Below are 25,009 nucleotides of genomic sequence, written 5' to 3'. Positions count from 1 at the left end.
TTTACATGCTGCTGAGTATTATCACCGTCGCTTTTCGCAATCTGGACGGGATCGTCAAAACCCATGCGTCACTGGCGCATCTTGCGCAGGCGAGCGATATCAACTTTGAGTGGATTGTTATCGATGGGGGGTCAACAGACGGTACACCGGCGTTCCTGGAGAATCTCAATGGAGAGCACCAGTTACGTTTTGTCAGCGAGCCTGATAACGGTCTCTACGATGCAATGAACAAAGGTATCGCTATGGCGCGCGGGCGTTTTGCACTCTTTCTCAACTCTGGCGATATTCTGCATGCCGATTCTGCACATATTATCCGCCAGTTAAAAACGCAAAGTGATAAATCGATGGTGATTGGCGATGCTTTGCTGGATTTTGGTAATGGTAAAAAAATGACGCGCCGGGCTAAACCGGGTTGGTATATCTACCACAGTTTGCCAGCCAGTCATCAGGCAATATTTTTTCCGCTGACGGGGCTGCAAACCTGGCATTATGATTTGCAATATAAAATATCATCGGATTATGCGCTGGCAGCAAAATTATACAAGTCCGGGTTCGCGTTTAAAAAACTGACTGGTTTAGTGTCGGAGTTTTCCATGGGCGGCGTATCGACTACGAATAATCTGGAATTGTGTCGGGATGCCAAAAGAGTCCAACGTCAAATATTGCGTATGCCCGGTTTTTGGGCTGAATTTTCTGAATACATACGTCTGCGTACAACCGCTAAGACAAAACACTTATATGGTAAAACGTAAGGTCACACTATGCAGGATTTAAACGGCTTCGCGGTGCCGAAAGGTTTTCGCGGCGGTGGTGCAATTAAAGTGCAATTATGGTGGGCGGTACAAGCAACATTATTTCACTGGTCACCACAGGTGATGTACCGCTGGCGTGTTTTTTTATTAAGGATATTTGGCGCAAAAATAGGAAAAAACGTAGTTATTCGGCCTTCAGTAAAAATTACTTATCCGTGGAAATTGACACTGGGGGATTACGCCTGGGTGGGGGATGACACGGTTTTATATACGCTGGGTAATATTACGATTGGGGCTCATACGGTTATTTCGCAGAAAAGCTATTTATGCACCGGAAGTCATGATTATGCCAGCCAACACTTTGATATTAGCGCCACGCCAATTGTGATTGGCGAGAAATGCTGGCTGGCGACAGATGTTTTTGTCGCGCCTGGCGTGACGATTGGCGACGGCACTGTCGTAGGTGCACGCAGCAGCGTTTTTAAATCGTTGCCGGCCAATGCCATATGTCGGGGTAACCCCGCAGTAGTTACGCGTAAACGCGTCGAGAACGTTACTCCCTGAAGGGATATTTTAAGAGGTAATAACATGTCAAAAGTCGCTCTCATTACTGGCGTAACCGGGCAGGATGGTTCTTACCTGGCAGAGTTTCTGCTGGAAAAAGGTTATGAAGTTCATGGTATTAAGCGCCGGGCCTCGTCATTTAATACCGAACGGGTAGACCATATTTACCAGGAACCACATGCGGGTAATCCCAAATTCCATCTGCATTATGGCGATTTGACGGACTCCTCTAATCTGACCCGCATTTTGCAAGAGGTTCAGCCGGATGAAGTCTATAACCTGGGTGCAATGAGCCACGTGGCGGTGTCGTTTGATTCACCAGAATATACTGCTGATGTTGATGGGATCGGCACGCTGCGTCTGCTGGAAGCGATTCGCTTCCTGGGTCTGGAAAAGAAAACCCGTTTCTATCAGGCCTCCACCTCTGAACTGTACGGTCTGGTTCAGGAGATCCCACAGAAAGAAACGACGCCGTTCTATCCGCGATCGCCCTATGCCGTCGCCAAACTGTATGCCTACTGGATCACCGTCAATTACCGCGAATCTTATGGCATGTATGCCTGTAACGGCATTCTGTTTAACCATGAATCTCCGCGTCGTGGCGAAACCTTCGTCACACGCAAAATTACCCGTGCAATTGCCAACATCGCCCAGGGGCTGGAGTCCTGTCTGTACCTCGGCAATATGGATTCGTTGCGTGACTGGGGACATGCCAAAGACTACGTCAGGATGCAGTGGATGATGCTGCAGCAGGAGCAGCCGGAAGATTTCGTGATCGCCACTGGCGTGCAGTATTCCGTCCGTCAGTTTGTGGAAATGGCCGCTGCCCAACTCGGTATTAAGCTGCGCTTTGAAGGTGAGGGCGTGAATGAAAAAGGCATTGTGGTTTCGGTGACTGGGCATGATGCGCCAGGGGTGAAACCGGGGGATGTGATGATCGCCGTCGACCCGCGCTATTTCCGTCCTGCAGAGGTTGAAACGCTGTTGGGCGATCCGACAAAGGCACACGAAAAACTGGGCTGGAAACCAGAGATCACACTGCGCCAGATGGTTTCTGAAATGGTTGCTCACGATCTGGAAGCAGCGAAGAAACATTCACTGCTGAAGTCCCATGGTTACGATGTTGTTATTGCACTGGAGAGCTAATGATGATGCAGAAGAAACGTGTTTATATTGCGGGACATCGGGGCATGGTGGGCTCTGCTATTTACCGACAACTCGCACAACGTGAAGATGTAGAGTTAATCATCCGTAACCGTGAGCAGCTCAATTTATTAGACACAACGGCAGTTAATGATTTCTTTACCAGTGAACATATTGACCAGGTTTATCTTGCCGCGGCAAAAGTTGGCGGGATTATGGCTAATAATAATTATCCATCTGATTTCATTTATGAAAACATGATGATGGAAAGTAATATCCTTCATGCGGCTCATAATTCAAATGTCGAGAAGCTATTATTTTTAGGCTCATCATGTATTTATCCTAAGTTTGCGCAGCAACCAATCAAAGAGAGCGAGTTGTTGCAGGGATCGCTGGAGCCGACAAATGAGCCCTATGCCATCGCTAAAATTGCAGGGATAAAACTGTGTGAGTCCTATAACCGGCAGCATCGCCGGGATTACCGTTCCGTGATGCCGACGAACCTGTATGGGCCTAACGACAATTTCCATAAAGATAATTCCCATGTGATTCCTGCGTTATTGCGTCGTTTTCATGAAGCCACCCAACGGGATGACAAGTATGTTGAAGTTTGGGGCAGTGGAAAACCCATGCGTGAATTTTTGCATGTTGATGATATGGCGGCAGCAAGCATCCATGTTATGGAGTTAGACAATGAGGTTTGGCAGGAAAATACAGAGCCAATGCTTTCTCATGTCAATGTAGGCACGGGGGAAGATTGCACTATTCGCGAACTATCCAACGCCATTGCAAAAGTTGTTGGTTTTCGCGGTGATATTATTTTTGATGCTTCTAAACCTGATGGGACACCACGAAAACTGCTTGATGTCAGTCGCCTGAGAAGACTCGGCTGGCATCATGAAATAGGACTTGAACAGGGGTTGGTTAATACTTATCGCTGGTTCCTTGATAATCAGCAGCGGTATCGGGGTGAGTAATGTTTCTCAATAATGAAGACTTCGCTAATGCGGTGCGCACGACGCCGCTGATCTCTCTGGACTTTATCATTGAGAATGAGTTTGGGGAGTTTTTAGTTGGGAAAAGAACTAACAGGCCTGCTCAAGGATATTGGTTTGTGCCCGGCGGTAGAGTATTAAAAGATGAAACGCTGGAACAAGCATTTATGCGTTTGACGGAAGAAGAATTAGGCCAGCAGTTTCCCATAACACACGGTCAGTTTTTTGGTGTCTGGCAGCACTTTTATGAGGATAATTTTTCTGGTTCTTCATTTACAACGCATTATGTGGTGCTGGGTTTTCGACTGAAGATTAATACCAGTACATCAATGTTGCCGTCAAAACAGCATGATACCTGGCGTTGGGCTAAAACAGATGAGCTGATTGCCGATGGGAATGTGCATAAGAATACGCAGGCATATTTCAACCCAGCGACGAAAGATCGGGTGCCCGGGATATGAGAATTCTGGTTTATGGCATCAATTACTCGCCCGAATTGACCGGAATTGGTAAATACACGGGAGAGATGGTGGAGTGGATGGCGAGCCAGGGGCATGAGGTTCGGGTGGTTACGGCGCCTCCTTATTATCCACAGTGGCAAGTCGGCGAACCTTATTCTTCCTGGCGCTATCGTCGGGAAGTTGGTGTCACCACTGTCTGGCGCTGTCCATTATATGTACCAACTCAACCTTCAACGTTAAAGCGGCTGCTACATTTGGGCAGTTTTGCCCTGAGCAGTTTTTTTCCCCTATTGGCTCAGTATCGGTGGAAGCCTGAATACATTATCGGCGTGGTACCCACGCTATTCTGTACACCAGGGATGCGTTTGCTGGCAAAACTGTCTGGCTCTCGTACCGTGCTGCATGTTCAGGATTATGAAGTTGATGCGATGTTGGGGCTGGGATTGGCGGCAACCGGAAATTCCACAATGATTGCGCGCATAGCCAAAGCATTTGAGCGTAGCAGTTTGTTGAATGTGGATAATGTTTCCACGATCTCCCGCTCTATGATGCAAAAAGCGCAGGAGAAAGGCGTTGCTGCAGAAAAAATTATCTTTTTCCCGAACTGGTCCGAAGTGGAAAGATTTAGCAAGGTGGATAGTGCTGATATAGCGCAAATTCGTCAGCGATTTGATTTGCCAACCGATAAAAAAATTATTCTTTATTCCGGCAATATTGGTGAGAAACAAGGCGTTGAAAATATCGTTGAGGCTGCAAGCCAGACTCAGGATAAACCATGGATATACGTTATTGTGGGTCAGGGAGGGGGAAAATCCAGGATGGAACAAATGGTCAAGGAACGAGCCCTAACGAATGTTAAGTTCTACCCCCTGCAACCATACGAAATGTTGCCAGCGTTATTAAGGTTGGCAGATTGCCATTTAGTCATCCAAAGACGTGGCGCTGCAGATGCGGTTCTTCCTTCGAAGTTAACGAATATATTGGCGGTCGGGGGAAATGCCGTGATTACAGCAGAGATACACACCGAACTGGGGCAGCTTTGTCAGAAACATCCCGGTATTGCGATCTGTATTGAGCCAGAATCAGTTGAGATGCTTGTGGCCGGTATTACGGAGGCAATCACTATGCCTGAATACAATATGATTGCACGTTCATATGCAGAGTCTGCACTTGAAAAAGATAATGTCTTAAATCAATTTATTAATCATTTGAAGGGTTGACTTATGAGTCAGAATAACATTCATCCGGTAATTATTGCCGGTGGTTCCGGTAGCCGTCTGTGGCCATTATCCAGAACATTATATCCAAAGCAGTTCTTATGTCTGGATGGGCAAAATACAATGTTGCAATCGACAATTTGTCGTCTTGATGGACTGGATTGTTCACCACCGCTGGTAATATGTAATGAAAAGCATCGATTTATTGTTGCTGAACAATTGCAAGAAATCGATAAGCTAACGGGGAATATTATTCTTGAGCCACAAGCCCGGAATACCGCACCAGCAATCGCACTGGCAGCAATCGCAGCATGTAACAATAATTCCGATCATAACCCGTTGTTGCTGGTCCTGGCAGCTGATCATATTATCGAAGAAAATAAATACTTCCACGATGCAGTGACCTCAGCCATTCCGTTAGCCGAAAATGGCAAGCTGGTAACATTTGGTATCGTCCCGGATACACCGGAAACAGGGTACGGTTATATTCGACGCGGTGAAGTCAGTAGTACCCAGATTCAAGTTGATTCTGTTGCTTTCAATGTTGATGCTTTTGTGGAAAAACCTGACCTTGAAACAGCCGAAAAATATATCTCTGCTGGTGAATATTACTGGAATAGCGGTATGTTTTTATTCCAGGCCCGACGCTATCTTGAAGAGCTTGAAAAATATCGCCCGGATATTCTACAGGCCTGCTTGGTAGCGATGGATAACGCTGAACTGGACAATGATTTTATCCGTGTCAGTCGGGACGATTTCCAGGCTTGCCCAGAGGAATCGATCGACTATGCTGTAATGGAGAAAACCACGGATGCTGTAGTCCTGCCGATGAACGTTGGCTGGAGCGATGTGGGTTCATGGTCATCACTTTGGGAAATCAGCGATCGTAACCACGAGGGCAATGTTTATCATGGCGATGTCATTGACCATAATACAGAGAACAGTTATGTCTACGCCGAGTCGGGATTGGTAGCAACCGTCGGCGTAAAAGATCTTATCGTCGTCCAGACTAAAGATGCAGTATTAATCGCAAATAAAACGGATGTACAAGATGTAAAAAAAATCGTTGCACAAATTCAGGCGGATGGTCGCTCGGAACATCATATTCATCGTGAAGTTTTTAGACCCTGGGGAAAATATGATTCTATTGATGAAGGTGAACGTTATCAGGTTAAAAGGATAACCGTGAAACCCGGTCAGGGCTTTGCATTACGTATGCACCATCATCGCGCTGAACACTGGATTATTGTTGCGGGAACGGCAAAGGTCACGATCTGTGATGAGGTCCAATTATTAAGTGAAAATCAATCAGTGTATATTCCTCAGGGCACTATTCATTGTCTTGAAAACCCAGGAAAGGTTCCGCTGGAGATGATTGAAGTCCGCTCTGGAGTCTACCTTGAAGAAGATGATATTGTAAGATTTGGCACACATCATGAGCATATATAGAAATCTATTATTCTTTTCTGTTAACTGACTCTCTGCGAACTTTTATGAAATAAAATAACAGAGACTGGACTTTGTTATTTATTTAGGCAATCAGACCTGGGCTAACTATTGCCTGAAGAAGGAGATAACATGAGCCAAATAATCCGCGTTACCACTTGTGATATTTGTTACGGGTCAGTTGGTGATGTCCGCCTGAACGTGCGAACGCGCACTCTCCTGGCATTGCTGAATCAGTAATGCTGGTATTTCCCTTGCCCGATAAGGGCAAGTGGCGACTAACAGGAACCACGATGACACATCTAAAAAAGCGCGAACGAGCCAAAACCAATGCGTCGTTAATATCGATGGTGCAACGCTTTTCAGATATCACCATCATGTTTGGTGGATTATGGATAGTCTGCGAACTGAGCGGTTTGCCTTTCCTGTATATGCACCTGCTGGTGGCGTTAATCACGCTGGTCGTTTTTCAGATGCTGGGCGGGATAACGGATTTTTACCGCTCCTGGCGCGGAGTGAAAATTTCAACTGAGTTGGTGCTGCTGCTGCAAAACTGGACGCTGAGTCTGATTTTTTGCGCGGGTCTGATTGCCTTTAATAACGATTTTGATAACCGGTTTGCTCTCTGGCTGGCATGGTATCTGCTGTCAAGTATTGGCCTGGTGCTGTGCCGTGCGTTTATTCGCTACGGGGCGGGATGGTTGCGAAATCGTGGTTATAACACACGTCGGGTAGCGGTAGCAGGGGATCTTCCTGCCGGACAGGTGCTGCTGGACAGCTTTCGCCATGAGCCGTGGTTGGGGTTTGAGGTCGCGGGTGTTTATCACGACCCCATACCGGGGAAAAACGCCCGGGATTGGGCGGGAAATCTGCAGCAACTGGTGGATGATGCCAAAGCTTCACGCATTCATAACGTCTATATCGCTATGTCGATGAGCGATGGGGCGCGGGTAAAAAAACTGGTACGCGAACTGGCTGATACCACCTGTTCAGTGCTCCTGATTCCTGATGTTTTTACCTTCAACATTCTGCATTCACGGATTGAAGAAATGAATGGCGTTCCGGTGGTGCCGCTGTATGACACGCCGCTCTCGGGGATTAATCGTCTGCTGAAGCGCGCGGAGGATATCGTCCTTGCATCGTTAATCCTGCTGCTAATTTCTCCTGTGCTATGCGCCATTGCGCTGATGGTGAAGCTGACCTCAAAGGGGCCGGTAATTTTTCGTCAGACCCGCTATGGCATGGACGGGAAGCCGATCAAAGTCTGGAAATTTCGCTCCATGAAAGTGATGGAGAACGACGCGGTGGTTACCCAGGCCACACAAAACGATCCGCGTGTGACCCGCGTGGGTAACTTCCTGCGGCGGACGTCTCTGGATGAATTACCACAGTTTATAAATGTGCTGACAGGAGGGATGTCTATTGTCGGGCCGCGTCCACATGCGGTGGCGCATAACGAACAGTATCGTCAGTTGATAGAAGGGTACATGTTGCGCCATAAGGTGAAGCCAGGCATTACCGGTTGGGCGCAAATCAACGGCTGGCGTGGTGAAACCGATACGCTGGAAAAAATGGAAAAACGGGTAGAGTTTGACCTCGAATACATTCGTGAATGGAGCGTGTGGTTCGATATCAAAATCGTTTTTCTGACGGTGTTTAAAGGCTTCGTCAATAAAGCGGCATATTAATATGAGCTTACGAGAAAAAACCCTCAACGGTGCTAAATGGTCAGCCATTGCTACGGTAATCATCATCGGTCTGGGGCTCATTCAGATGACGGTTCTGGCGCGGATTATTGATAATCATCAGTTCGGGTTATTAACCGTGTCGCTGGTGATTATTGCGCTGGCCGATACGCTGTCTGATTTTGGCATCGCCAACTCGATTATTCAGCGCAAAGAGATAGGTTATCTTGAACTAACCACCTTGTACTGGTTAAACGTTGGGCTGGGGATAGTCGTATGTATTGCTATGTTTGCGCTCAGCGAAACCATTGCCGATGCGCTTAATAACCCTGAGCTGGTGCCACTGATTAAAACCTTAGCGCTGGCGTTTGTGGTGATCCCGCATGGGCAGCAGTTCCGTGCGCTGATGCAAAAAGAACTGGCCTTCAACAAAATTGGCCTGATTGAAACCAGTTCAGTACTGGCCGGTTTTACTTTTACTGTGGTTAGCGCGCATTTTTGGCCGATCGCCATGACGGCCACTGTTGGATATCTGGTGAACAGTACGCTACGTACGCTGCTGTTTGGCTATTTTGGCCGCAAAATATATCGACCAGGGCTGTGTTTTTCACTTTCATCCGTGTCGCAAAATCTGCGCTTTGGGGCGTGGCTGACGGCGGACAGCATTATCAATTATGTGAACACCAACCTTTCGACGCTGGTGCTGGCCAGAACCCTGGGGGCTGGCGTGGCGGGAGGCTTCAATCTTGCCTGGAACGTGGCAGTTGTACCGCCAATCAAACTGAATCCGATAATTACCCGAGTACTGTTTCCTGCGTTTGCCAAAATTCAGGACGATACCGAAAAACTACGGGTCAATTTTTACAAGCTGCTATCTGTTGTTGGCATTATCAATTTCCCGGCCCTACTGGGACTGATGGTGGTATCAAATAACGTCGTACCGCTGGTGTTTGGTGAAAAGTGGAACAGTATTGTTCCGGTGCTGCAATTGCTGTGCATTGTGGGTCTGCTGCGCTCAGTCGGTAATCCAATAGGCTCTCTGCTGATGGCCAAAGCACGGGTCGATATCAGCTTCAAATTCAATATATTCAAAACCTTTTTGTTTATCCCCGCGATCCTGGTTGGCGGAAATATGGCGGGAGTGATTGGCGTCACGCTGGGTTTTTTACTAGTACAGGTCATAAACACCATCCTGAGCTATTTCGTGATGATCAAACCGGTACTGGGACCGAGCTATCGGCAGTACATGCTCAGCCTGTGGCTACCGTTCTATCTTTCTTTACCCACGCTGGTGGTGAGCTACGCACTGGGAATGACATTGCAAAATAAATTGCCGTTAAGTGCGTTGCTGAGCCTACAGATAACCGCTGGCGCGCTGGCGTTTGTCGTGATGATTGTGCTGTCGCGTGATCCGCTGGTGGTAGAAATCAAACGCCAGTTCTGCCGTGGTGAAAAAATGAAAGCCTTGTTCCGCGCAGGGTGAATTGCGTTTGTTGTCGTCCGGGGACGGGAAAACCGTCATCCACACTGATTTTAAGAGGTCATGATGAAATTACTGATTTTGGGCAACCACACCTGCGGTAATCGCGGGGACAGCGCTATTTTACGTGGTTTGCTGGATGCCATTCATACGCTCCAGCCTGAGACGGAAGTGGATGTGATGAGCCGCTACCCGGTGAGTTCCTCCTGGTTACTAAACCGACCGGTGATGGGTGATCCTCTGTATTCACAGATGAAGCAGCATAACAATGCTGCAGGCGTCATGGGCCGTGTAAAGAAAGTGCTGCGTCGTCGCTATCAGCATCAGGTGTTGCTCTCGCGCGTCACCGATTCCGGAAATCTGCGCAATATCGCTATCGCTCAGGGGTTTACTGACTTTGTCCGTCTGTTGTCGCGTTATGACGCCATTATCCAGGTCGGCGGATCGTTTTTTGTCGATCTGTATGGCGTGCCGCAGTTTGAACATGCCTTGTGTTCGTTTATGGCTAAAAAACCGCTGTACATGATTGGTCATAGCGTAGGGCCATTTCAGGATGAACAGTTCAATCAGTTGGCGAACTACGTTTTTGGGCACTGCAAGGCGCTAATTTTACGCGAATCGGTCAGTCTGGAACTGATGAAACGCAGTGACATAACGACAGAGAAAGTCGAGTCGGGGGTGGATACCGCCTGGCTGGTAGACAACCATCACGATGACTTTGACCCGGGTTATGCCGTACAGCACTGGCTACAAGCGGCTGCAAAGCAGAAGACTGTCGCCATTACATTACGTGAACTGGCGCCGTTTGATAAGCGTCTTGGAACCACACAACAGGCCTATGAGCAAGCCTTTGCCGGCGTGGTTAATCGGATCCTTGATGAAGGTTACCAGGTGATGGCGCTCTCAACCTGTACCGGTATTGATAGTTACAACAAAGATGATCGCATGGTTGCACTGAACCTGCGTCAGTACGTTAACGATCCGGCCCGTTATCACGTGGTAATGGATGAACTAAACGATCTCGAAATGGGAAAAATATTGGGCGCATGTGACCTGACGGTGGGCACACGACTGCACTCTGCCATCATCTCGATGAACTTTATGACGCCGGCGATAGCCATTAATTATGAGCACAAATCGGCGGGAATTATGCAGCAACTGGGGTTAGCGGAAATGGCGGTTGATATCCGCCATCTGCTGGATGGTAGCCTTGAGGGCAGGGTTGCCGATACCCTGGGACGGTTGGCTGAACTTAACGTCAGGGTGGCGGAGGCTGTTAAGCGTGAACGTGAACACGGTATGCATATGGTGCAATCGGTACTAACGCGTATTGAGGAGGGGAAATGAAAGTCAGTTTTTTCCTGCTTAAATTTCCGCTGTCCTCTGAAACCTTTGTGCTGAATCAGATCACCGCGTTTATTGATATGGGGCACGATGTTGAAATTATCGCGTTATATCAGGGCGATCTTGATAACACCCATGCTTCCTATGTGGACTACTGTCTGGGTGATAAAACGCGATGGTTATTGAAAGAGCCGACTGGCAGGTTGGCGAAGCTGAAATATCGCACCACGACGATTTTACAAGGCATTACCCGGACAGCGACCTGGAAAGCGCTCAACGTTCCACGCTATGGCGATGAGGCGCGTAATCTGATTCTAGCGTCCATCTGTGCGCTAACCCCACGAGCATTCCTGGCCGATGTCTTTATTGCGCACTTTGGACCCGCTGGCGTAACGGCGGCCAAACTACGTGAACTCGGCGTGATTCGCGGCAAAATAGCCACTGTCTTCCATGGTATTGATGTTTCACACCGGGACATCCTTGCCCGCTATACCCCTGAATATCAGAAGCTGTTTCAGCGCGGTGATTTGATGTTACCCATCAGCAATCTCTGGGCCGGACGTTTGCGGAATATGGGATGCCCACCGCATAAAATTGCGGTATCGCGTATGGGGATTGATATGACGCGTTTTACACCTCGTGAGGTGAAAGCGCCGGGTACGCCGCTAGAAATTCTCTCCGTTGCACGGTTAACCGAGAAAAAAGGGCTGCATGTCGCTATCGAAGCGTGCCGCCAGTTGAAGGAGCGGGGTATCTCATTTCGTTATCGCATTCTGGGAATTGGCCCTTGGGAGCGTCGGTTACGTACGCTTATCGAGCAATATCAACTGGATGACGTGATTGAAATGTCAGGATTTAAACCCAGTCATCAGGTTAAAGAGATGCTTGAACAGGCGGATGTCTTCCTGTTGCCTTCTGTCACGGGAATTGATGGTGACATGGAAGGGATCCCGGTGGCGTTGATGGAGGCCATGGCCGTAGGGATACCGGTCGTCTCTACCGTTCACAGTGGGATCCCTGAGCTGGTGGAATCTGGAAGGTCCGGCTGGCTGGCACCGGAGAATGATGCTCAGGCCCTGGCGGAGCGATTAGCGACGGTCAGTGTGCTCGACAGTGAGCAAGTGAAGCCGGTGGTGGCGTGCGCCCGCGAAAAAATAGCCGCTGAATTTAACCAGCTTGCGATCAACAAACAGTTAGCCAGTCTGCTGAAAACGATGTAAATCGAGGTTGTATGCCAGAGAAAAAACTCTCCCGACGTACTTTTCTGACGGCAGGTTCTGCGCTTGTCGCACTGCATTCTCCCGTCGCCCGGGCGCTTGAATCATCGGGCAGCGTCAACATTCAGGATTACAATCCACAGGATTGGGTGGCTTCTTTCCGGCAGGCATTTATAGACGCGCAAACCGTTGTCGTACCTGCTGGTCTGGAGTGCAGGAATATCAATACCGCAATCGTGATCCCACCAGGTAAAATGTTGCATCTGCAAGGCGGGGTCAGTAGCAGCAGTCGTGGGCGATTTATTCTGCAGGATGGCTGTCGCGTGACAGGGGAGCAGGGGGGGCGCTTGCGAAATATTACCCTTGATGTTAGGGGATCCGACTGTGTGATAAAAGGCATAGCCATGAGCGGTTTCGCCCCCGTGGCGCAAATTTATATCGGGGGGAAAACGCAGCGAGCGATGCGCAACCTCACCATTGATGACATTACTGTCACTGATGCGAATTACGGGATCCTGCGTCAGGGGTTTCATAACCAGATGGATGGGGTACGGATAACCAACAGTCGTTTTAGTGATTTACAGGGGGACGCCATCGAGTGGAATGTCGCGATAAACGACAGTGACATCGTGATTTCAGACCATGTTATAGAACGCATCAATTGTACGAACGGAAATGTTAACTGGGGTATCGGTATTGGGCTGGCAGGTAGTACGTACGACAACACCTATCCAGACGAACTGGCGGTGAAAAGATTTGTGGTTGCCAATATAACGGGCTCGGATTGTCGGCAGTTAGTCCATGTCGAGAACGGCAAACATTTTATCATTCGTAATATTACCGCACAAAATATCACCCCGGATTTCAGCAAGAAAGCAGGTATCGACAATGCTACAGTCGCTATTTATGGATGTGATAATTTCGTTATCGATAATATCAATATGAAAAATAGCGCAGGGATGCTGATTGGTTACGGTGTGATCAAAGGACGATATTTGTCCATCCCACAAAACTTTAAGTTAAATAATATTCAACTGGATAACACACAACTCGATTATAAATTACGTGGTATTCAGATTTCCTCTGGTAATGCAACTTCATTTGTGGCCATTACTAACGTTGAGATGAAGCGCGCGACGCTGGAGCTGCACAACAAACCTCAACATCTTTTCTTGCGAAATATCAATGTGATGCAGCAATCCACCATAGGGCCGGCGCTTAAGATGCACTTTGATCTGCGCAAAGATGTCCGCGGTCAGTTTATGGCCAAACAGGGTACATTGCTCTCGCTGGCCAATGTTCATGCAGTTAATGAAGCAGGACAAAGCTCGGTTGATATTGACGGCGTAAACCACCAGGTCGTGAATGTCGCGGCGGTGAATTTTCGACTACCGGGCCGGTAATTTTACGACCATTCCTGGCTAAAAACCTACCCGGCTAAGATTATGATTACTGCATTCTGCCGATAAGCGGCGTAACATGCGTCCTAACTGAGCAATGTAATTCATACTGGCTAAAACAAGCTAAAAAGCTATAATTCAGCAACTATTGAATAGGTGAATGACTTAATGATTAATTTGAAAGCAGTTATTCCGGTAGCGGGCCTCGGGATGCACATGTTGCCTGCCACAAAGGCCATCCCAAAAGAGATGCTACCAATCGTTGATAAGCCGATGATTCAATACATTGTCGACGAGATTGTAGCTGCAGGTATCAAAGAAATCGTTCTGGTAACACATGCGTCTAAGAACGCGGTTGAGAACCACTTCGACACCTCTTATGAACTTGAATCACTGCTTGAACAGCGTGTTAAACGCCAGTTACTGGCCGAAGTGCAGTCCATCTGCCCTCCAGGTGTGACTATCATGAACGTTCGTCAGGCACAATTGCTTGGTCTGGGTCACTCGATTCTTTGCGCGCGCCCGATAATCGGAGACAACCCTTTCGTGGTGGTGTTACCTGACGTCATTCTTGACACGGCGAGCGCGGATCCGCTGCGTTACAACCTGGCCGCAATGGTGGCCCGCTTTAATGAGACCGGGCGTAGCCAGGTGCTGGCAAAACGTATGGCTGGCGATCTTTCCGAGTATTCCGTTATTCAGACCAAAGAGCCTTTAGACAACGAAGGTAAGGTCAGTCGCATCGTTGAATTCATTGAAAAACCCGACCAGCCGCAAACCCTTGATTCGGACCTGATGGCCGTAGGGCGTTATGTGCTTTCTGCTGATATTTGGGCGGAAATTGAGCGCACGCAGCCTGGTGCGTGGGGGCGTATTCAGCTTACGGATGCTATCGCTGAGCTGGCGAAAAAACAGTCTGTTGATGCCATGTTGATGACCGGCGATAGCTACGACTGTGGTAAGAAAATGGGCTACATGCAGGCATTTGTGAAGTACGGACTGCGCAACCTGAAAGAAGGGCCGAAGTTCAGGGATCAAATTTTAAAACTGCTGAGCTAGTGCTATTGCTACCCTCGTTGCCTACGATTTGAACCGAGTATCGTAGCAGTATATGTAAAGAGTAATGATTTGTCTGATACCCGCAGAATGCTGCTATAAATGTTTTTTTTTAAATTTCAAATACTAAAAAAGGTAGATCGGTAAGAAATTACCGGTCCGCCGTAGGACATTTTTCTTGTCTACACAGTGAATAAATAAGAGAATATTCGGTTGAGATATTCCTTAATTCGTTGAGGGTTATCAGCAATTTGTTTGCCCAACATAAAATGAGCAGTGTCCTGGTAGCTGTAGAGCCAGTGCGGTAGCGTGCCCATTTTTCATTGAGCGACGATGAAAATCTTCTGTTGGTTTAGTATAACGCATTGATATTTAAGGACCTAAGATGTTACTTCCTGTGATAATGGCCGGTGGTACCGGTAGTCGTTTATGGCCGATGTCGCGCGAGCTCTACCCAAAACAGTTTCTTCGTTTGTATGGACAGCGTTCAATGCTGCAAGAAACTGTGCTTCGTCTGGATGATGTCGATGCACGGGAACCGGTAGTCATTTGCAATCAGGAACACAGATTTCTTGTTGCTGAGCAACTAAGACAAATTAATAAGCTCTCTCATAATATCATTCTTGAACCCGTTGGCCGCAATACTGCGCCAGCAATAGCGCTGGCAGCATTAAGTGCAATAGAGAATGGCGATGACCCAATTCTTCTGGTATTAGCCGCAGATCACATCATTAACAATAAACCGGCATTTCACCAGGCGGTAAAGTCAGCATTTAAATTTGCCATGCAGGGGCGCCTTGTCACATTTGGGATTGTACCAACCGGTGCAGAAACGGGTTATGGCTATATTCACCGCGGTAAGGAAGAGGTTCTTGGTGAGAATATCGCTTACCAGGTTAGCCGTTTCGTAGAAAAACCGAACAAAGAAACCGCGGAAGGTTATTTAGCTTCTGGTGAATATTACTGGAACAGCGGAATGTTCATGTTCCGGGCCAAGAAATATCTTGAAGAACTGGAAAAATTCAGACCCGATATTCTTGAGTCCTGCAAGGCGGCAATCCGCGGTTGCAAAGATAGCGATGAGTTTATCAAGATCGATCGCGATCTGTTTATCGCTTGTCCGGATGAATCCGTTGACTACGCGGTCATGGAGAAGACGACAGACGCTGTCGTCGTTGGGCTTGATGCAGACTGGAGTGACGTGGGTTCCTGGTCGGCACTATGGGAAGTGAGTCCTAAAGATAAAAAAGGTAATGTCCTGACGGGTGATACCTTCATGCACAACGCAAATAACTGCTATATCAACACTGATGAAAAATTGGTCGCAGCTATCGGTGTCGATAATCTGGTGATCATCAATACAAAAGATGCTGTACTGGTCGTTGATAAAGATCAGGTGCAGGATGTTAAGAAAGTTGTTGAGTATCTTAAAGCTAATCATCGCAGTGAATATAAGCGTCACCGGGAAATATACCGTCCGTGGGGGCGATGCGATGTGGTGGTACAGACCGAGCGTTTTAATGTAAATCGAATCACCGTTAAACCGGGTGCAGCGTTTTCGATGCAGATGCATCATCACCGGACCGAACACTGGGTTGTGCTGTCTGGCACGGGTGAAGTAACGATTAAAGATCAAAAATTCCTGCTGACTGAAAACCAATCAACCTTTATTCCCATCGGAGCACAACATCGACTGGAAAACCCAGGCAAGATTCCATTGGAACTGCTTGAGATCCAATCTGGCTCCTATTTAGGGGATGACGACATTATTCGTATTAAAGACCAGTATGGTCGTTGCTAATTTTGAAGGTATAAAGATCTATGTCTAAGCTGACTTGTTTTAAAGCCTATGATATTCGTGGAAAATTAGGCGAAGAATTAAATGAAGATATTGCGTATCGCATTGGTCGCGCATACGGTGAATTCCTCAAGCCTAAAACAATCGTGGTGGGCGGTGACGTACGCTTAACCAGTGAGAGCCTGAAACTGGCATTAGCGAATGGCCTAATGGATGCGGGTACCGATATCCTCGATATTGGTTTAAGCGGGACAGAAGAGATCTATTTTGCAACCTTCCATCTTGGTGTAGATGGCGGCATCGAAGTCACCGCCAGTCATAATCCGATGGATTATAACGGAATGAAACTGGTTCGCGAAAATGCGAAACCTATCAGTGGTGATACAGGACTACGCGATGTACAGCGTTTAGCCGAAGAAAATAATTTCGCGCCTGTTGATGCCCAACTGCGCGGAAGCTACAAGAAGATTTCTATTCTTGACGCTTATGTCGATCACTTAATGGGCTACATTGATTTCGCGAACTTCACTCGTCCAATGAAGCTTGTGGTTAACTCTGGCAATGGTGCCGCAGGCCACGTCATTGACGCGATTGAAAAACGTTTCGTTGCTGCTAGTGTCCCCGTTTCATTTATTAAAGTTCATCACCAGCCGGATGGCACTTTCCCTAATGGGATCCCTAATCCTCTGTTACCAGAATGTCGCAAAGACACTGCCGATGCTGTTAAAGAACATGGCGCAGATTTGGGGATCGCATTTGACGGCGATTTTGACCGTTGCTTCCTGTTTGATGGGGAAGGGCAGTTTATCGAAGGCTATTACATTGTAGGTCTGTTAGCCGAAGCATTCTTACAAAAAGAACCGGGCGCGAAGATCATCCATGACCCGCGATTGACCTGGAATACTATCGATATTGTAACTAAAGCTGGCGGCATTCCTGTGATGTCTAAAACGGGCCACGCCTTCATCAAAGAGCGCATGCGTAAAGAAGATGCAATCTACGGTGGGGAGATGAGCGCACATCACTACTTCCGCGATTTTGCATATTGCGATAGTGGGATGATTCCGTGGCTTCTGGTTGCTGAAATGCTGTGTGTGAAGAAACTCTCTCTTACCGATTTAGTTGGACAACGTATGCAGGCGTTTCCTGCTTCCGGTGAAATTAACCGTAAGCTCGAAAATGCTAATACCGCGATTCAACGTATTTGCGATATATACAAGCCAGAAGCACTAAATATTGACCATACTGATGGCATCAGCATTGAATATGGTGATTGGCGTTTCAACCTTCGCTCATCAAATACTGAGCCTGTTGTAAGGTTAAATGTAGAGTCAAAAAATAATATTGCATTAATGCAAATGAAAACAGATGAAATTTTAGCGCTAATGGCAGAGAAATAAATGAAAGATTTGCTGCTGATTATATATAAGTATCGTTGGTTTATACTTGGAAGCGTTAAGCGAGAATTCCAAGTAAAGTATAGAACAAGTATGTTAGGTGCCATGTGGCTGATATTGCAGCCACTTGCTATGATATTAGTATATACGCTGGTATTTTCCCAGGTTATGAAAACCAGGTTGCCTGGTACTGGGGGGGTATATATGTATAGTATATATTTATGTATTGGTATAATTACGTGGGGATTGTTCGCTGAGATCGTAACTCGGTGTACGAATATATTTATTGAAAGCGCTGGTCTTTTAAAGAAGCTTAATTTTCCAAGGATTTGCTTGCCAATAATAGTAACATGCTCAGCAATAATTAATTTTGTTATTATTTACACGTTATTTGTTTTGTTTTTATTATTTACCGGAAATCTTCATCCTCATAATATAATTCAAATAATACCTCTTTTAGTGGTGCAAATTATATTTTCAGTCGGACTTGGTATGGTTCTCGGTATTCTCAATGTCTTTTTTAGGGATATCGGCCAGTTTGTAGGTATCTTATTACAATTTTGGTTTTGGTTCACGCCGATAGTATATGTGCTTGATGCGCTACCGGAAAAAGCACGGGAAATCTTAAGTTATAATCCATTAGCAATTCTTGTTGAAAATTATCAACGCATTTATATTCACCAGCAGTCAACAGATTGGATGAGTATTTTGCCTGTTTTGATATCAGGTGGTGTATTATGCGTATTGGGACTTTCATTGTTTAGAAAGCATGCATCTGATATGGTGGATGAATTATAATGGCAAAGATTGTAGTGCAGAATGTGAGTAAGGCCTATAAGGTGTACCGCACCAGATTTAGTCGCTTACTTGAATGGTTTTCACCAACGAATGCTATTCGACATGATAAAAAATGGATATTAAAAGGCATTAACTTCGTCGTGCAGCCAGGTGAAGCTGTTGGTATTATTGGTATCAACGGCGCAGGCAAAAGTACTCTTCTCAAGCTCATTACTGGTACGATAAAACCGACGACTGGTAAGATCGAACTTACTGGTAGGGTTGCCGCATTACTTGAGTTAGGGATGGGATTCCATCCTGATTTCACCGGCCGGCAAAATGTTTACATGTCAGGGCAACTATTAGGGCTCAGTAATGAAGATATCGAACGTTTGATGCCTGAAATCGAAGATTTTGCAGAGATTGGTGATTATATCGATCAACCAGTAAGAGTGTACTCTAGTGGTATGCAAATGAGGCTGGCATTTAGTGTAGCAACAGCTGTTAGACCAGATATTTTGATTATTGATGAAGCTTTGTCAGTGGGGGATTCATATTTTCAGCATAAGAGCTTCGATAGAATCCGTCAGTTCAGAACCGAGGGGACGACGTTGTTAATTGTATCGCATGATAAACTGGCAATACAGTCTATATGCGATAAAGCCATTCTCTTAAATGCTGGTGAGATAGAAATTCAAGGAGATCCAGAAACGGTAATGGATTACTACAATGCCATGTTATCGGAGAAGTCTACATCGGCAAAAAATATTAAACAAGAAGTCGAAAATGGAATAACAAAAACCATATCTGGAACCGGCGAAGCTAAGATTGAAAATGTTTCTTTGTTGAATAAAGAGGGCAAAGAGGCTGAGATTTTAGGTGTGGGTGAAAAAGTCACATTAGATATATCTGTGATTATACATAAGGATATCAAAGAGTTAGTTCTTGGATATATGATTAAAGATAGATTAGGGCAACCTGTGTATGGGACTAACACTTATCACAATAATAAACAGTTGAAAAACCTTCAGGCGGGACAAAAATTCAAATACCGTTTTGATTTTGATCTAAATATAGGGGAAGGCAGTTATTCTGTTGCGATAGCATTACATGATAAAGACACACATATAGGTAATAACTACGAATGGAGGGACTTGGCATTAGTATTTAATGTAATCAACTTTAGCCAAAGTCCATTTGTTGGGGTTGCGTGGCTACCACCCGAGGTACAGGTAGATGAAAGATAGCTTCTATAGTTCGTTCGAAGGGATGCATCGAGGTGATAGGGAAGATATTAAAAATCGCTTGCGTGTTTATCTGCCCTTTATTAAGCCCTTCTCATTAACATCAAGAGATCCTGTGCTGTTGGATCTTGGATGCGGTAGAGGCGAATGGTTGGAACTTGTCACTACAGTGGGGTTTACTGCCAAAGGGGCCGATTTAGATGAGGGCATGCTGTCATACTGTACTGACCTTGGTCTAGATGTTGTTCAAGATGATGCAATTAGCTTTCTAAAGCAATTTCAGGATAATTCTGTCGATGTTGTCTCCTCGTTCCATGTTGTAGAACATATCGGGTTTGATAATGTTAAATTACTTATCCAAGAGTCACTACGCGTACTTAAGCCTGGTGGGATGATTATTCTGGAAACACCAAATCCTGAGAATATTGTAGTTGCATCAAGTAGTTTTTATTTAGACCCAACTCATATACAGCCAATTCCAAACCAGCTATTGTCATTTCTAACTGAATATATAGGTTTTGCAAGAACAAAAGTATTAAGGCTTCAGGAAAATAAAACACTGTATAGTAAGGAAAATATTGAACTAATCGATGTCATTGCGGGCGTAAGTCCCGATTATAGTGTTGTTGCTCAAAAAAAATCTGATGATTCTGTATTGGCTCATTTTGATGAGGCGTTTAATTTAGAGTTTGGGTTATCATTTAATGTTCTTGCCAATAAGTTTGATTCAGGGTTAAATAATAAGTTCCATAAGCTCTCAATCGAAATCGATGCGCTTAAACGAGATCTCAATTTGATTTCTGAAGAATATAGCATACTCAGAAAACAAAACTCTGAATTGCAATCTCAGATTGTGAGACAAGATTCAGAAGTTACAAAACAAAATTCAGAAATTGCCAGGCAAGGTTCTGAAATTAATGAGGTTAGACATTTAATAAGTAGAAGTATTTTTAATAGGATTAAGGCAAAAATAAGGTCGATTAGGCGTTAAAAATGCTTCAAATTTAGGTGCGAAACAATGAGAGTATTTTTATCAAGAATCATTAGACGGTTATTTAGAATTATTAATTCTAATGAAAGGTTAAGAGAAATAATCATTAGACTTTTATTAAAATTGAATTTATATGATTCTTTGAAGAGAGTTTATACTAAAAGTAGTAAATCAGTCTATGTTCATAAAACCCCTGAGTCTCAACCTTCATTAGCCATGAGTGGAGATATTGTAATTGAACATAACTTGTCTGAGCAAACACAGCGGATGTTCGAAATCTTAAAAAATAATAAAGAGTAGTGATATATGCGTATTGTAATCGACATGCAGGGATTGCAGGCAAGTAACTCAAAAAGAGGGATTGGCCGATATATCTTAAACTTTGTGAAATCATTTGTTCAGCAAAATAAAGATAATGATATAATTTTGCTATGCAATGGAATGCTACAGGAGTCTGTTGGCGCCATTAAAGATGAGTTTTTCGAACACGTTGATGACATATCATTTCGTGTATGGTATTCAACACCAGGCGTTTCATATATTAATACAGAGAATAAATCTAAGATTGAAATCGCTGAAAGAATTCGTGAAAATTATATATCCAGACTTGAACCTGATTTAGTAATTTTAACTTCACTATTTGAAGGCTTAGTTGATGATGCAGTAACAAGTATCAATACCTATGAAAAGCCGGTGAAAACTGCCGTTATTCTATATGACCTCATTCCATTAATTCATGAAAAAATCTATTTAGAGAATCCAGTTGTTAAAGACTGGTATCTTAAGAAAATATTAAATCTTAAAAGAGCAGACTTTGTTCTTTCTATATCGCAGTCGTCAGGTAAGGAAGCTGTAGATTACCTACATTTTGATGCTAATAAAGTATTTAATATATCTACTGCAGCTTCATCATTTTTTGAAAAACGTGTTTATTCAGAGGGTGATATCAATGATTGGAAAATTAAATTTAATATAACGCGGAAGTATATACTTTACACTGGCGGTATTGATTTTAGAAAAAATATTGAAAGGTTAATTGAAGCTTATGCATTGTTAAGTTTTGTTCAACGCAAAGACTATCAATTGGCAATTGTTTGCTCAATTACAGAACAAGACCTTATAAGATTGAAGAAGCTCTGCAAAAAGGTCGGTTTGAATCATGATGAGGTTATCTTCACTGGTTATATTAGTGAAGAAGATTTGCTAATCTTTTATAATTTATGTGAGTTTTTTGTATTTCCATCATGGCATGAAGGATTTGGATTACCTATTCTGGAAGCTATGCAGTGTGGAAAAGCAGTGATCGGCGGAAAATACTCTAGCATTCCAGAAGTAATAAATAATAAACAAGCATTGTTTGACCCTTATGACATTGCAGATATCTGCTCAAGTATGTCTAACTTAATTAATGATAATTGCTTTCGGGAAGAACTTGAAAAACACTCTAGTAAACAGTGTGAATATTTTTCATGGGAACAAACTGCAAATTTAGCATGGGCTGCAATTAATAATAATATCAACTCAACTAAACTGAATGCGGCTGCTTTTGTCGAAAGCAATAATACATTAAAAAAACTTGCATATTTTTCACCCCTTCCACCGATGAAAAGTGGCATCGCACATTATAGTGCAGAACTGTTAAGAGAACTTACTGCCTTTTATCATATAGATTTGATCACCATATCTGGTGAAGAAATTAATGATCCTTTTCTTCATTCAGTTTGTGGTATTCAGACCATTGAATGGTTTAAAACGAATGCCGAAACGTATGATCGAGTAGTATATCATTTTGGCAATTCGAGTTTCCACTGGCATATGTTTGAACTTTTGAAAAACTATCCTGGCGTTGTAGTATTACATGATTATTTCTTATCCGGAATAGTTGCTCATATGGATCTGCATCTACATCATACAATTAATGGGTGGGAGAAGGAGCTATTCAAATCAAGTGGCTGGCCCGCTGTTTCTATGCGCTATAAAGCCGCAGATACTGCTGATGTGATTTATAAATATCCGTGTAATATATCGGTTCTTCAAAACAGTTTGGGTGTAATAACTCACTCGGAATACTCTAGACAATTGGCCATCAATGAGTATGGCGCTGGCTCGCTACCAAAATGGGAGACGATACCTCTCTTACGTATTCCAGCTAAAAACTTCAGCAAAGTAGATTCGCGTAGAGTATTAGGTCTTGACTCTGATGCATTGATTGTCTGTAGTTTTGGACTCATGGGGCCTACGAAATTAAATAAGGAGCTAATTCAGGCCTGGATTGATTCTCCTCTATCAAAAGACAGCAAATGTTATTTGGTTTTTGCAGGCGAAAAACCGGGTGACCGGTATGGCGCAATTATTGATAAGCTGATTAATAATTGCAAATGCAATATACGAGTAACTGGCTGGTTAAGCAATGAAGAGTACGGCCACTGGCTGTCAGCAGCAGACATTGGGGTTCAATTAAGATCAAACTCCCGTGGTGAATCTTCTGCTGCAGTATTGGATTGTATGAATTATGGGCTTGCAACGATAGTAAATGCGAATGGATCAATGGCCGAGCTGAAGCGTGATTGCGTTGAGATGCTACCTGATACTTTCGATAAAGAGGAGCTTGTTCAAGCATTAAGCAAATTATACACTGATACTTCTTATCGTTCGAAAATATCTAACTCTGCATTTGCTGAATTGCGAAAACATTACCATCCAAGGGTATGTGCTGAGAAATATGTGTCTGCAATTGAAAATTTCTATCGTAAGCCTTCACCACAACCACACCATATAATACGTGCTGTTACTAATTTGTTAGGTAGTAACGACAATGATTGTATAAGTGTGTGTGAGAGCATAGCCAAGAACTTTGTGCCGACGCCAAGAAAGAAAAAGTTATTTGTAGATATCTCAGAACTGATTCAAAGAGATGCAAAGAGTGGTATTCAGCGGGTTGTAAGAGAAGTTATAAGTAGTTTGCTGACTGAATCACCTAATGATTATAATGTTGAGTTAGTCTATGCAACAAATGAATCAAATGGTTTCTTTAATGCTAGAAAGTATGGATGCAAACTTTTAAATATTCCGGCCCATTGGGCTGAAGACAACCCTATTGACTATTATGAAGGTGATGTTTTTTTAGGCTTGGATTTGCAGCCAGAAATAGTGAGATCACAATATAAAAAGCTGAAGGAAATGCAAAATGGTGGGGTGCATATTAGCTATGTAGTATATGATTTATTACCGGTGAATCAACCACAACACTTTTTTCCTGGTGCTAAAGAAGCGTATAACGAATGGTTTTCAAAGATTACAACATTTGATTCTGCAATTTGCATTTCTAATACAGTTGCAAATGAACTTAGAGAGTGGGTTGCAGAGAATGAACCAAATAACTTAAAACGTCTATCTATTGATTACTTCCACTTAGGTGCTAATCCTGCTGTTAAGCCCTCAGTTCATAAAAACAAGGATGATCTTTATAGCGCTATTAGCAGTCTTAAAAATAAAAATACATTCCTTGTTGTCAGCACTATAGAACCACGCAAGCAGCATGCAGCGGTTCTGAAAGCCTTTGAGCAGTTATGGCTCGATAAATTAGATGTAAATTTGGTGTTTGTTGGCAAAGAAGGGTGGATGGTAGAAGATCTTATGAACAAGATTAAAAAACATCCTCAGCTTAATAAACGTTTTTTCTGGTTCTCAGGCATCGATGATAATCTTTTAACTGAGATTTATGAAATGTCTACTTGTCTAATTTGCGCTAGCACTGGCGAAGGGTTTGGGTTGCCAATAATAGAAGCAGCACAGCATAATCTACCTGTAATCGCCAGGGATATTCCTGTGTTCAGGGAGGTCGGCGGTGATGCAGTTTATTATTTTTCAGGGGATTCATCTCAAATTGCAGTGGCTATTAAAAAATGGATTTTGCTGAAAGAAAATCATAAAATACCAAAGATTGAAAATCTCAATTGGCTAACATGGTCACAAAGTACTAAGCAATTGATTAATGCTGTACTTAAAAATGTTCAACAGTTAAACGGTGAGTAAGAATAAC

The 25,009-nt window shown here is 44.4% G+C and carries 19 protein-coding genes; all 19 read left to right on the top strand.

What is annotated here, in order from left to right; genetic code table 11:
• Nucleotides 1–5 precede the first annotated feature (5 nt).
• The 19 genes from wcaE (at nucleotide 6) to IB196_RS13870 (ending at nucleotide 25,002) form a co-directional block, all read left to right on the top strand.
• Complete coding sequence (gene wcaE, locus IB196_RS13960; RefSeq protein ID WP_188232511.1) at nucleotides 6–752, top strand: colanic acid biosynthesis glycosyltransferase WcaE; 747 nt, start codon at nucleotides 6–8, stop codon at nucleotides 750–752.
• A gap of 9 nt (nucleotides 753–761) precedes the next feature.
• Complete coding sequence (gene wcaF, locus IB196_RS13955; RefSeq protein ID WP_188232510.1) at nucleotides 762–1,316, top strand: colanic acid biosynthesis acetyltransferase WcaF; 555 nt, start codon at nucleotides 762–764, stop codon at nucleotides 1,314–1,316.
• 24 nt (nucleotides 1,317–1,340) lie between these two features.
• Nucleotides 1,341–2,462: a GDP-mannose 4,6-dehydratase gene (gene gmd, locus IB196_RS13950; protein ID WP_040231885.1), complete on the top strand. Its 1,122-nt coding sequence runs from the start codon at nucleotides 1,341–1,343 to the stop codon at nucleotides 2,460–2,462.
• 5 nt (nucleotides 2,463–2,467) lie between these two features.
• Nucleotides 2,468–3,436 (top strand): GDP-L-fucose synthase, encoded by a 969-nt coding sequence (locus IB196_RS13945; protein WP_005128296.1) that lies wholly within the window; start codon nucleotides 2,468–2,470, stop codon nucleotides 3,434–3,436.
• Nucleotides 3,436–3,915: a GDP-mannose mannosyl hydrolase gene (locus tag IB196_RS13940; protein WP_005128295.1), complete on the top strand. Its 480-nt coding sequence runs from the start codon at nucleotides 3,436–3,438 to the stop codon at nucleotides 3,913–3,915. Before IB196_RS13945 ends, IB196_RS13940 begins: the two co-directional genes overlap by 1 nt.
• On the top strand, nucleotides 3,912–5,135 hold the full coding sequence (locus IB196_RS13935; RefSeq protein ID WP_005128294.1) for a WcaI family glycosyltransferase: 1,224 nt from the start codon (nucleotides 3,912–3,914) through the stop codon (nucleotides 5,133–5,135). The genes IB196_RS13940 and IB196_RS13935 overlap by 4 nt, the downstream gene beginning before the upstream one ends.
• 3 nt (nucleotides 5,136–5,138) lie before the next feature.
• A complete protein-coding gene (gene cpsB, locus IB196_RS13930; protein WP_188232509.1) occupies nucleotides 5,139–6,581 on the top strand; it encodes a mannose-1-phosphate guanyltransferase in 1,443 nt (480 codons plus the stop codon).
• 290 nt (nucleotides 6,582–6,871) lie between these two features.
• Nucleotides 6,872–8,266 carry an undecaprenyl-phosphate glucose phosphotransferase gene (wcaJ, locus tag IB196_RS13925; protein ID WP_149691688.1) on the top strand — a complete coding sequence of 465 codons (1,395 nt, stop codon included), beginning with the start codon at nucleotides 6,872–6,874 and terminating at the stop codon, nucleotides 8,264–8,266.
• Between the two features lies 1 nt (nucleotide 8,267).
• On the top strand, nucleotides 8,268–9,746 hold the full coding sequence (locus IB196_RS13920; protein WP_040231890.1) for an MOP flippase family protein: 1,479 nt from the start codon (nucleotides 8,268–8,270) through the stop codon (nucleotides 9,744–9,746).
• Nucleotides 9,747–9,809: 63 nt separating this feature from the next.
• A complete protein-coding gene (gene wcaK / locus IB196_RS13915; protein ID WP_040231891.1) occupies nucleotides 9,810–11,090 on the top strand; it encodes a colanic acid biosynthesis pyruvyl transferase WcaK in 1,281 nt (426 codons plus the stop codon).
• Nucleotides 11,087–12,307 (top strand): colanic acid biosynthesis glycosyltransferase WcaL, encoded by a 1,221-nt coding sequence (gene wcaL / locus IB196_RS13910; protein ID WP_005122449.1) that lies wholly within the window; start codon nucleotides 11,087–11,089, stop codon nucleotides 12,305–12,307. The genes wcaK and wcaL overlap by 4 nt, the downstream gene beginning before the upstream one ends.
• An 11-nt stretch (nucleotides 12,308–12,318) precedes the next feature.
• Entirely contained in the window at nucleotides 12,319–13,707 is a 1,389-nt protein-coding gene (wcaM, locus tag IB196_RS13905) for a colanic acid biosynthesis protein WcaM (RefSeq protein WP_188232508.1), read from the top strand.
• A 165-nt stretch (nucleotides 13,708–13,872) separates the two neighbouring features.
• A complete protein-coding gene (gene galF / locus IB196_RS13900) occupies nucleotides 13,873–14,763 on the top strand; it encodes a GalU regulator GalF (RefSeq protein WP_005122445.1) in 891 nt (296 codons plus the stop codon).
• A 382-nt stretch (nucleotides 14,764–15,145) separates the two neighbouring features.
• Nucleotides 15,146–16,561, top strand: a complete 1,416-nt coding sequence (locus IB196_RS13895; protein WP_005122441.1) for a mannose-1-phosphate guanylyltransferase/mannose-6-phosphate isomerase — start codon at nucleotides 15,146–15,148, stop codon at nucleotides 16,559–16,561.
• Between the two features lie 20 nt (nucleotides 16,562–16,581).
• Complete coding sequence (gene cpsG, locus IB196_RS13890; RefSeq protein ID WP_188232507.1) at nucleotides 16,582–17,958, top strand: phosphomannomutase CpsG; 1,377 nt, start codon at nucleotides 16,582–16,584, stop codon at nucleotides 17,956–17,958.
• Entirely contained in the window at nucleotides 17,959–18,753 is a 795-nt protein-coding gene (locus IB196_RS13885) for an ABC transporter permease (RefSeq protein WP_188232506.1), read from the top strand.
• Entirely contained in the window at nucleotides 18,753–19,979 is a 1,227-nt protein-coding gene (locus IB196_RS13880; RefSeq protein WP_149691685.1) for an ABC transporter ATP-binding protein, read from the top strand. The genes IB196_RS13885 and IB196_RS13880 overlap by 1 nt, the downstream gene beginning before the upstream one ends.
• Nucleotides 19,969–20,967 (top strand): class I SAM-dependent methyltransferase, encoded by a 999-nt coding sequence (locus IB196_RS13875; RefSeq protein WP_149691684.1) that lies wholly within the window; start codon nucleotides 19,969–19,971, stop codon nucleotides 20,965–20,967. The genes IB196_RS13880 and IB196_RS13875 overlap by 11 nt, the downstream gene beginning before the upstream one ends.
• A 306-nt stretch (nucleotides 20,968–21,273) precedes the next feature.
• Entirely contained in the window at nucleotides 21,274–25,002 is a 3,729-nt protein-coding gene (locus IB196_RS13870; RefSeq protein WP_149691683.1) for a glycosyltransferase, read from the top strand.
• The last annotated feature ends 7 nt before the right edge of the window (nucleotides 25,003–25,009 follow it).

The organism is Citrobacter sp. C6_1 (assembly GCF_014596835.2).
GTDB classification, from domain to species: Bacteria; Pseudomonadota; Gammaproteobacteria; order Enterobacterales; family Enterobacteriaceae; genus Citrobacter; species Citrobacter pasteurii.
The sequence above is the reverse complement of the archived record's forward strand: the minus strand, read 5'-3'. Positions and strand labels throughout refer to the sequence as shown.

What these genes read in the sequence shown, in the direction of transcription:
- wcaE (WP_188232511.1), top strand. Translation starts at nt 6, where the DNA reads ATGCTGCTGAGTATTATCACCGTCGCTTTTCGCAATCTGGACGGGATC.
- wcaF (WP_188232510.1), top strand. Translation starts at nt 762, where the DNA reads ATGCAGGATTTAAACGGCTTCGCGGTGCCGAAAGGTTTTCGCGGCGGT.
- gmd (WP_040231885.1), top strand. Translation starts at nt 1,341, where the DNA reads ATGTCAAAAGTCGCTCTCATTACTGGCGTAACCGGGCAGGATGGTTCT.
- IB196_RS13945 (WP_005128296.1), top strand. Translation starts at nt 2,468, where the DNA reads ATGCAGAAGAAACGTGTTTATATTGCGGGACATCGGGGCATGGTGGGC.
- IB196_RS13940 (WP_005128295.1), top strand. Translation starts at nt 3,436, where the DNA reads ATGTTTCTCAATAATGAAGACTTCGCTAATGCGGTGCGCACGACGCCG.
- IB196_RS13935 (WP_005128294.1), top strand. Translation starts at nt 3,912, where the DNA reads ATGAGAATTCTGGTTTATGGCATCAATTACTCGCCCGAATTGACCGGA.
- cpsB (WP_188232509.1), top strand. Translation starts at nt 5,139, where the DNA reads ATGAGTCAGAATAACATTCATCCGGTAATTATTGCCGGTGGTTCCGGT.
- wcaJ (WP_149691688.1), top strand. Translation starts at nt 6,872, where the DNA reads ATGACACATCTAAAAAAGCGCGAACGAGCCAAAACCAATGCGTCGTTA.
- IB196_RS13920 (WP_040231890.1), top strand. Translation starts at nt 8,268, where the DNA reads ATGAGCTTACGAGAAAAAACCCTCAACGGTGCTAAATGGTCAGCCATT.
- wcaK (WP_040231891.1), top strand. Translation starts at nt 9,810, where the DNA reads ATGAAATTACTGATTTTGGGCAACCACACCTGCGGTAATCGCGGGGAC.
- wcaL (WP_005122449.1), top strand. Translation starts at nt 11,087, where the DNA reads ATGAAAGTCAGTTTTTTCCTGCTTAAATTTCCGCTGTCCTCTGAAACC.
- wcaM (WP_188232508.1), top strand. Translation starts at nt 12,319, where the DNA reads ATGCCAGAGAAAAAACTCTCCCGACGTACTTTTCTGACGGCAGGTTCT.
- galF (WP_005122445.1), top strand. Translation starts at nt 13,873, where the DNA reads ATGATTAATTTGAAAGCAGTTATTCCGGTAGCGGGCCTCGGGATGCAC.
- IB196_RS13895 (WP_005122441.1), top strand. Translation starts at nt 15,146, where the DNA reads ATGTTACTTCCTGTGATAATGGCCGGTGGTACCGGTAGTCGTTTATGG.
- cpsG (WP_188232507.1), top strand. Translation starts at nt 16,582, where the DNA reads ATGTCTAAGCTGACTTGTTTTAAAGCCTATGATATTCGTGGAAAATTA.
- IB196_RS13885 (WP_188232506.1), top strand. Translation starts at nt 17,959, where the DNA reads ATGAAAGATTTGCTGCTGATTATATATAAGTATCGTTGGTTTATACTT.
- IB196_RS13880 (WP_149691685.1), top strand. Translation starts at nt 18,753, where the DNA reads ATGGCAAAGATTGTAGTGCAGAATGTGAGTAAGGCCTATAAGGTGTAC.
- IB196_RS13875 (WP_149691684.1), top strand. Translation starts at nt 19,969, where the DNA reads ATGAAAGATAGCTTCTATAGTTCGTTCGAAGGGATGCATCGAGGTGAT.
- IB196_RS13870 (WP_149691683.1), top strand. Translation starts at nt 21,274, where the DNA reads ATGCGTATTGTAATCGACATGCAGGGATTGCAGGCAAGTAACTCAAAA.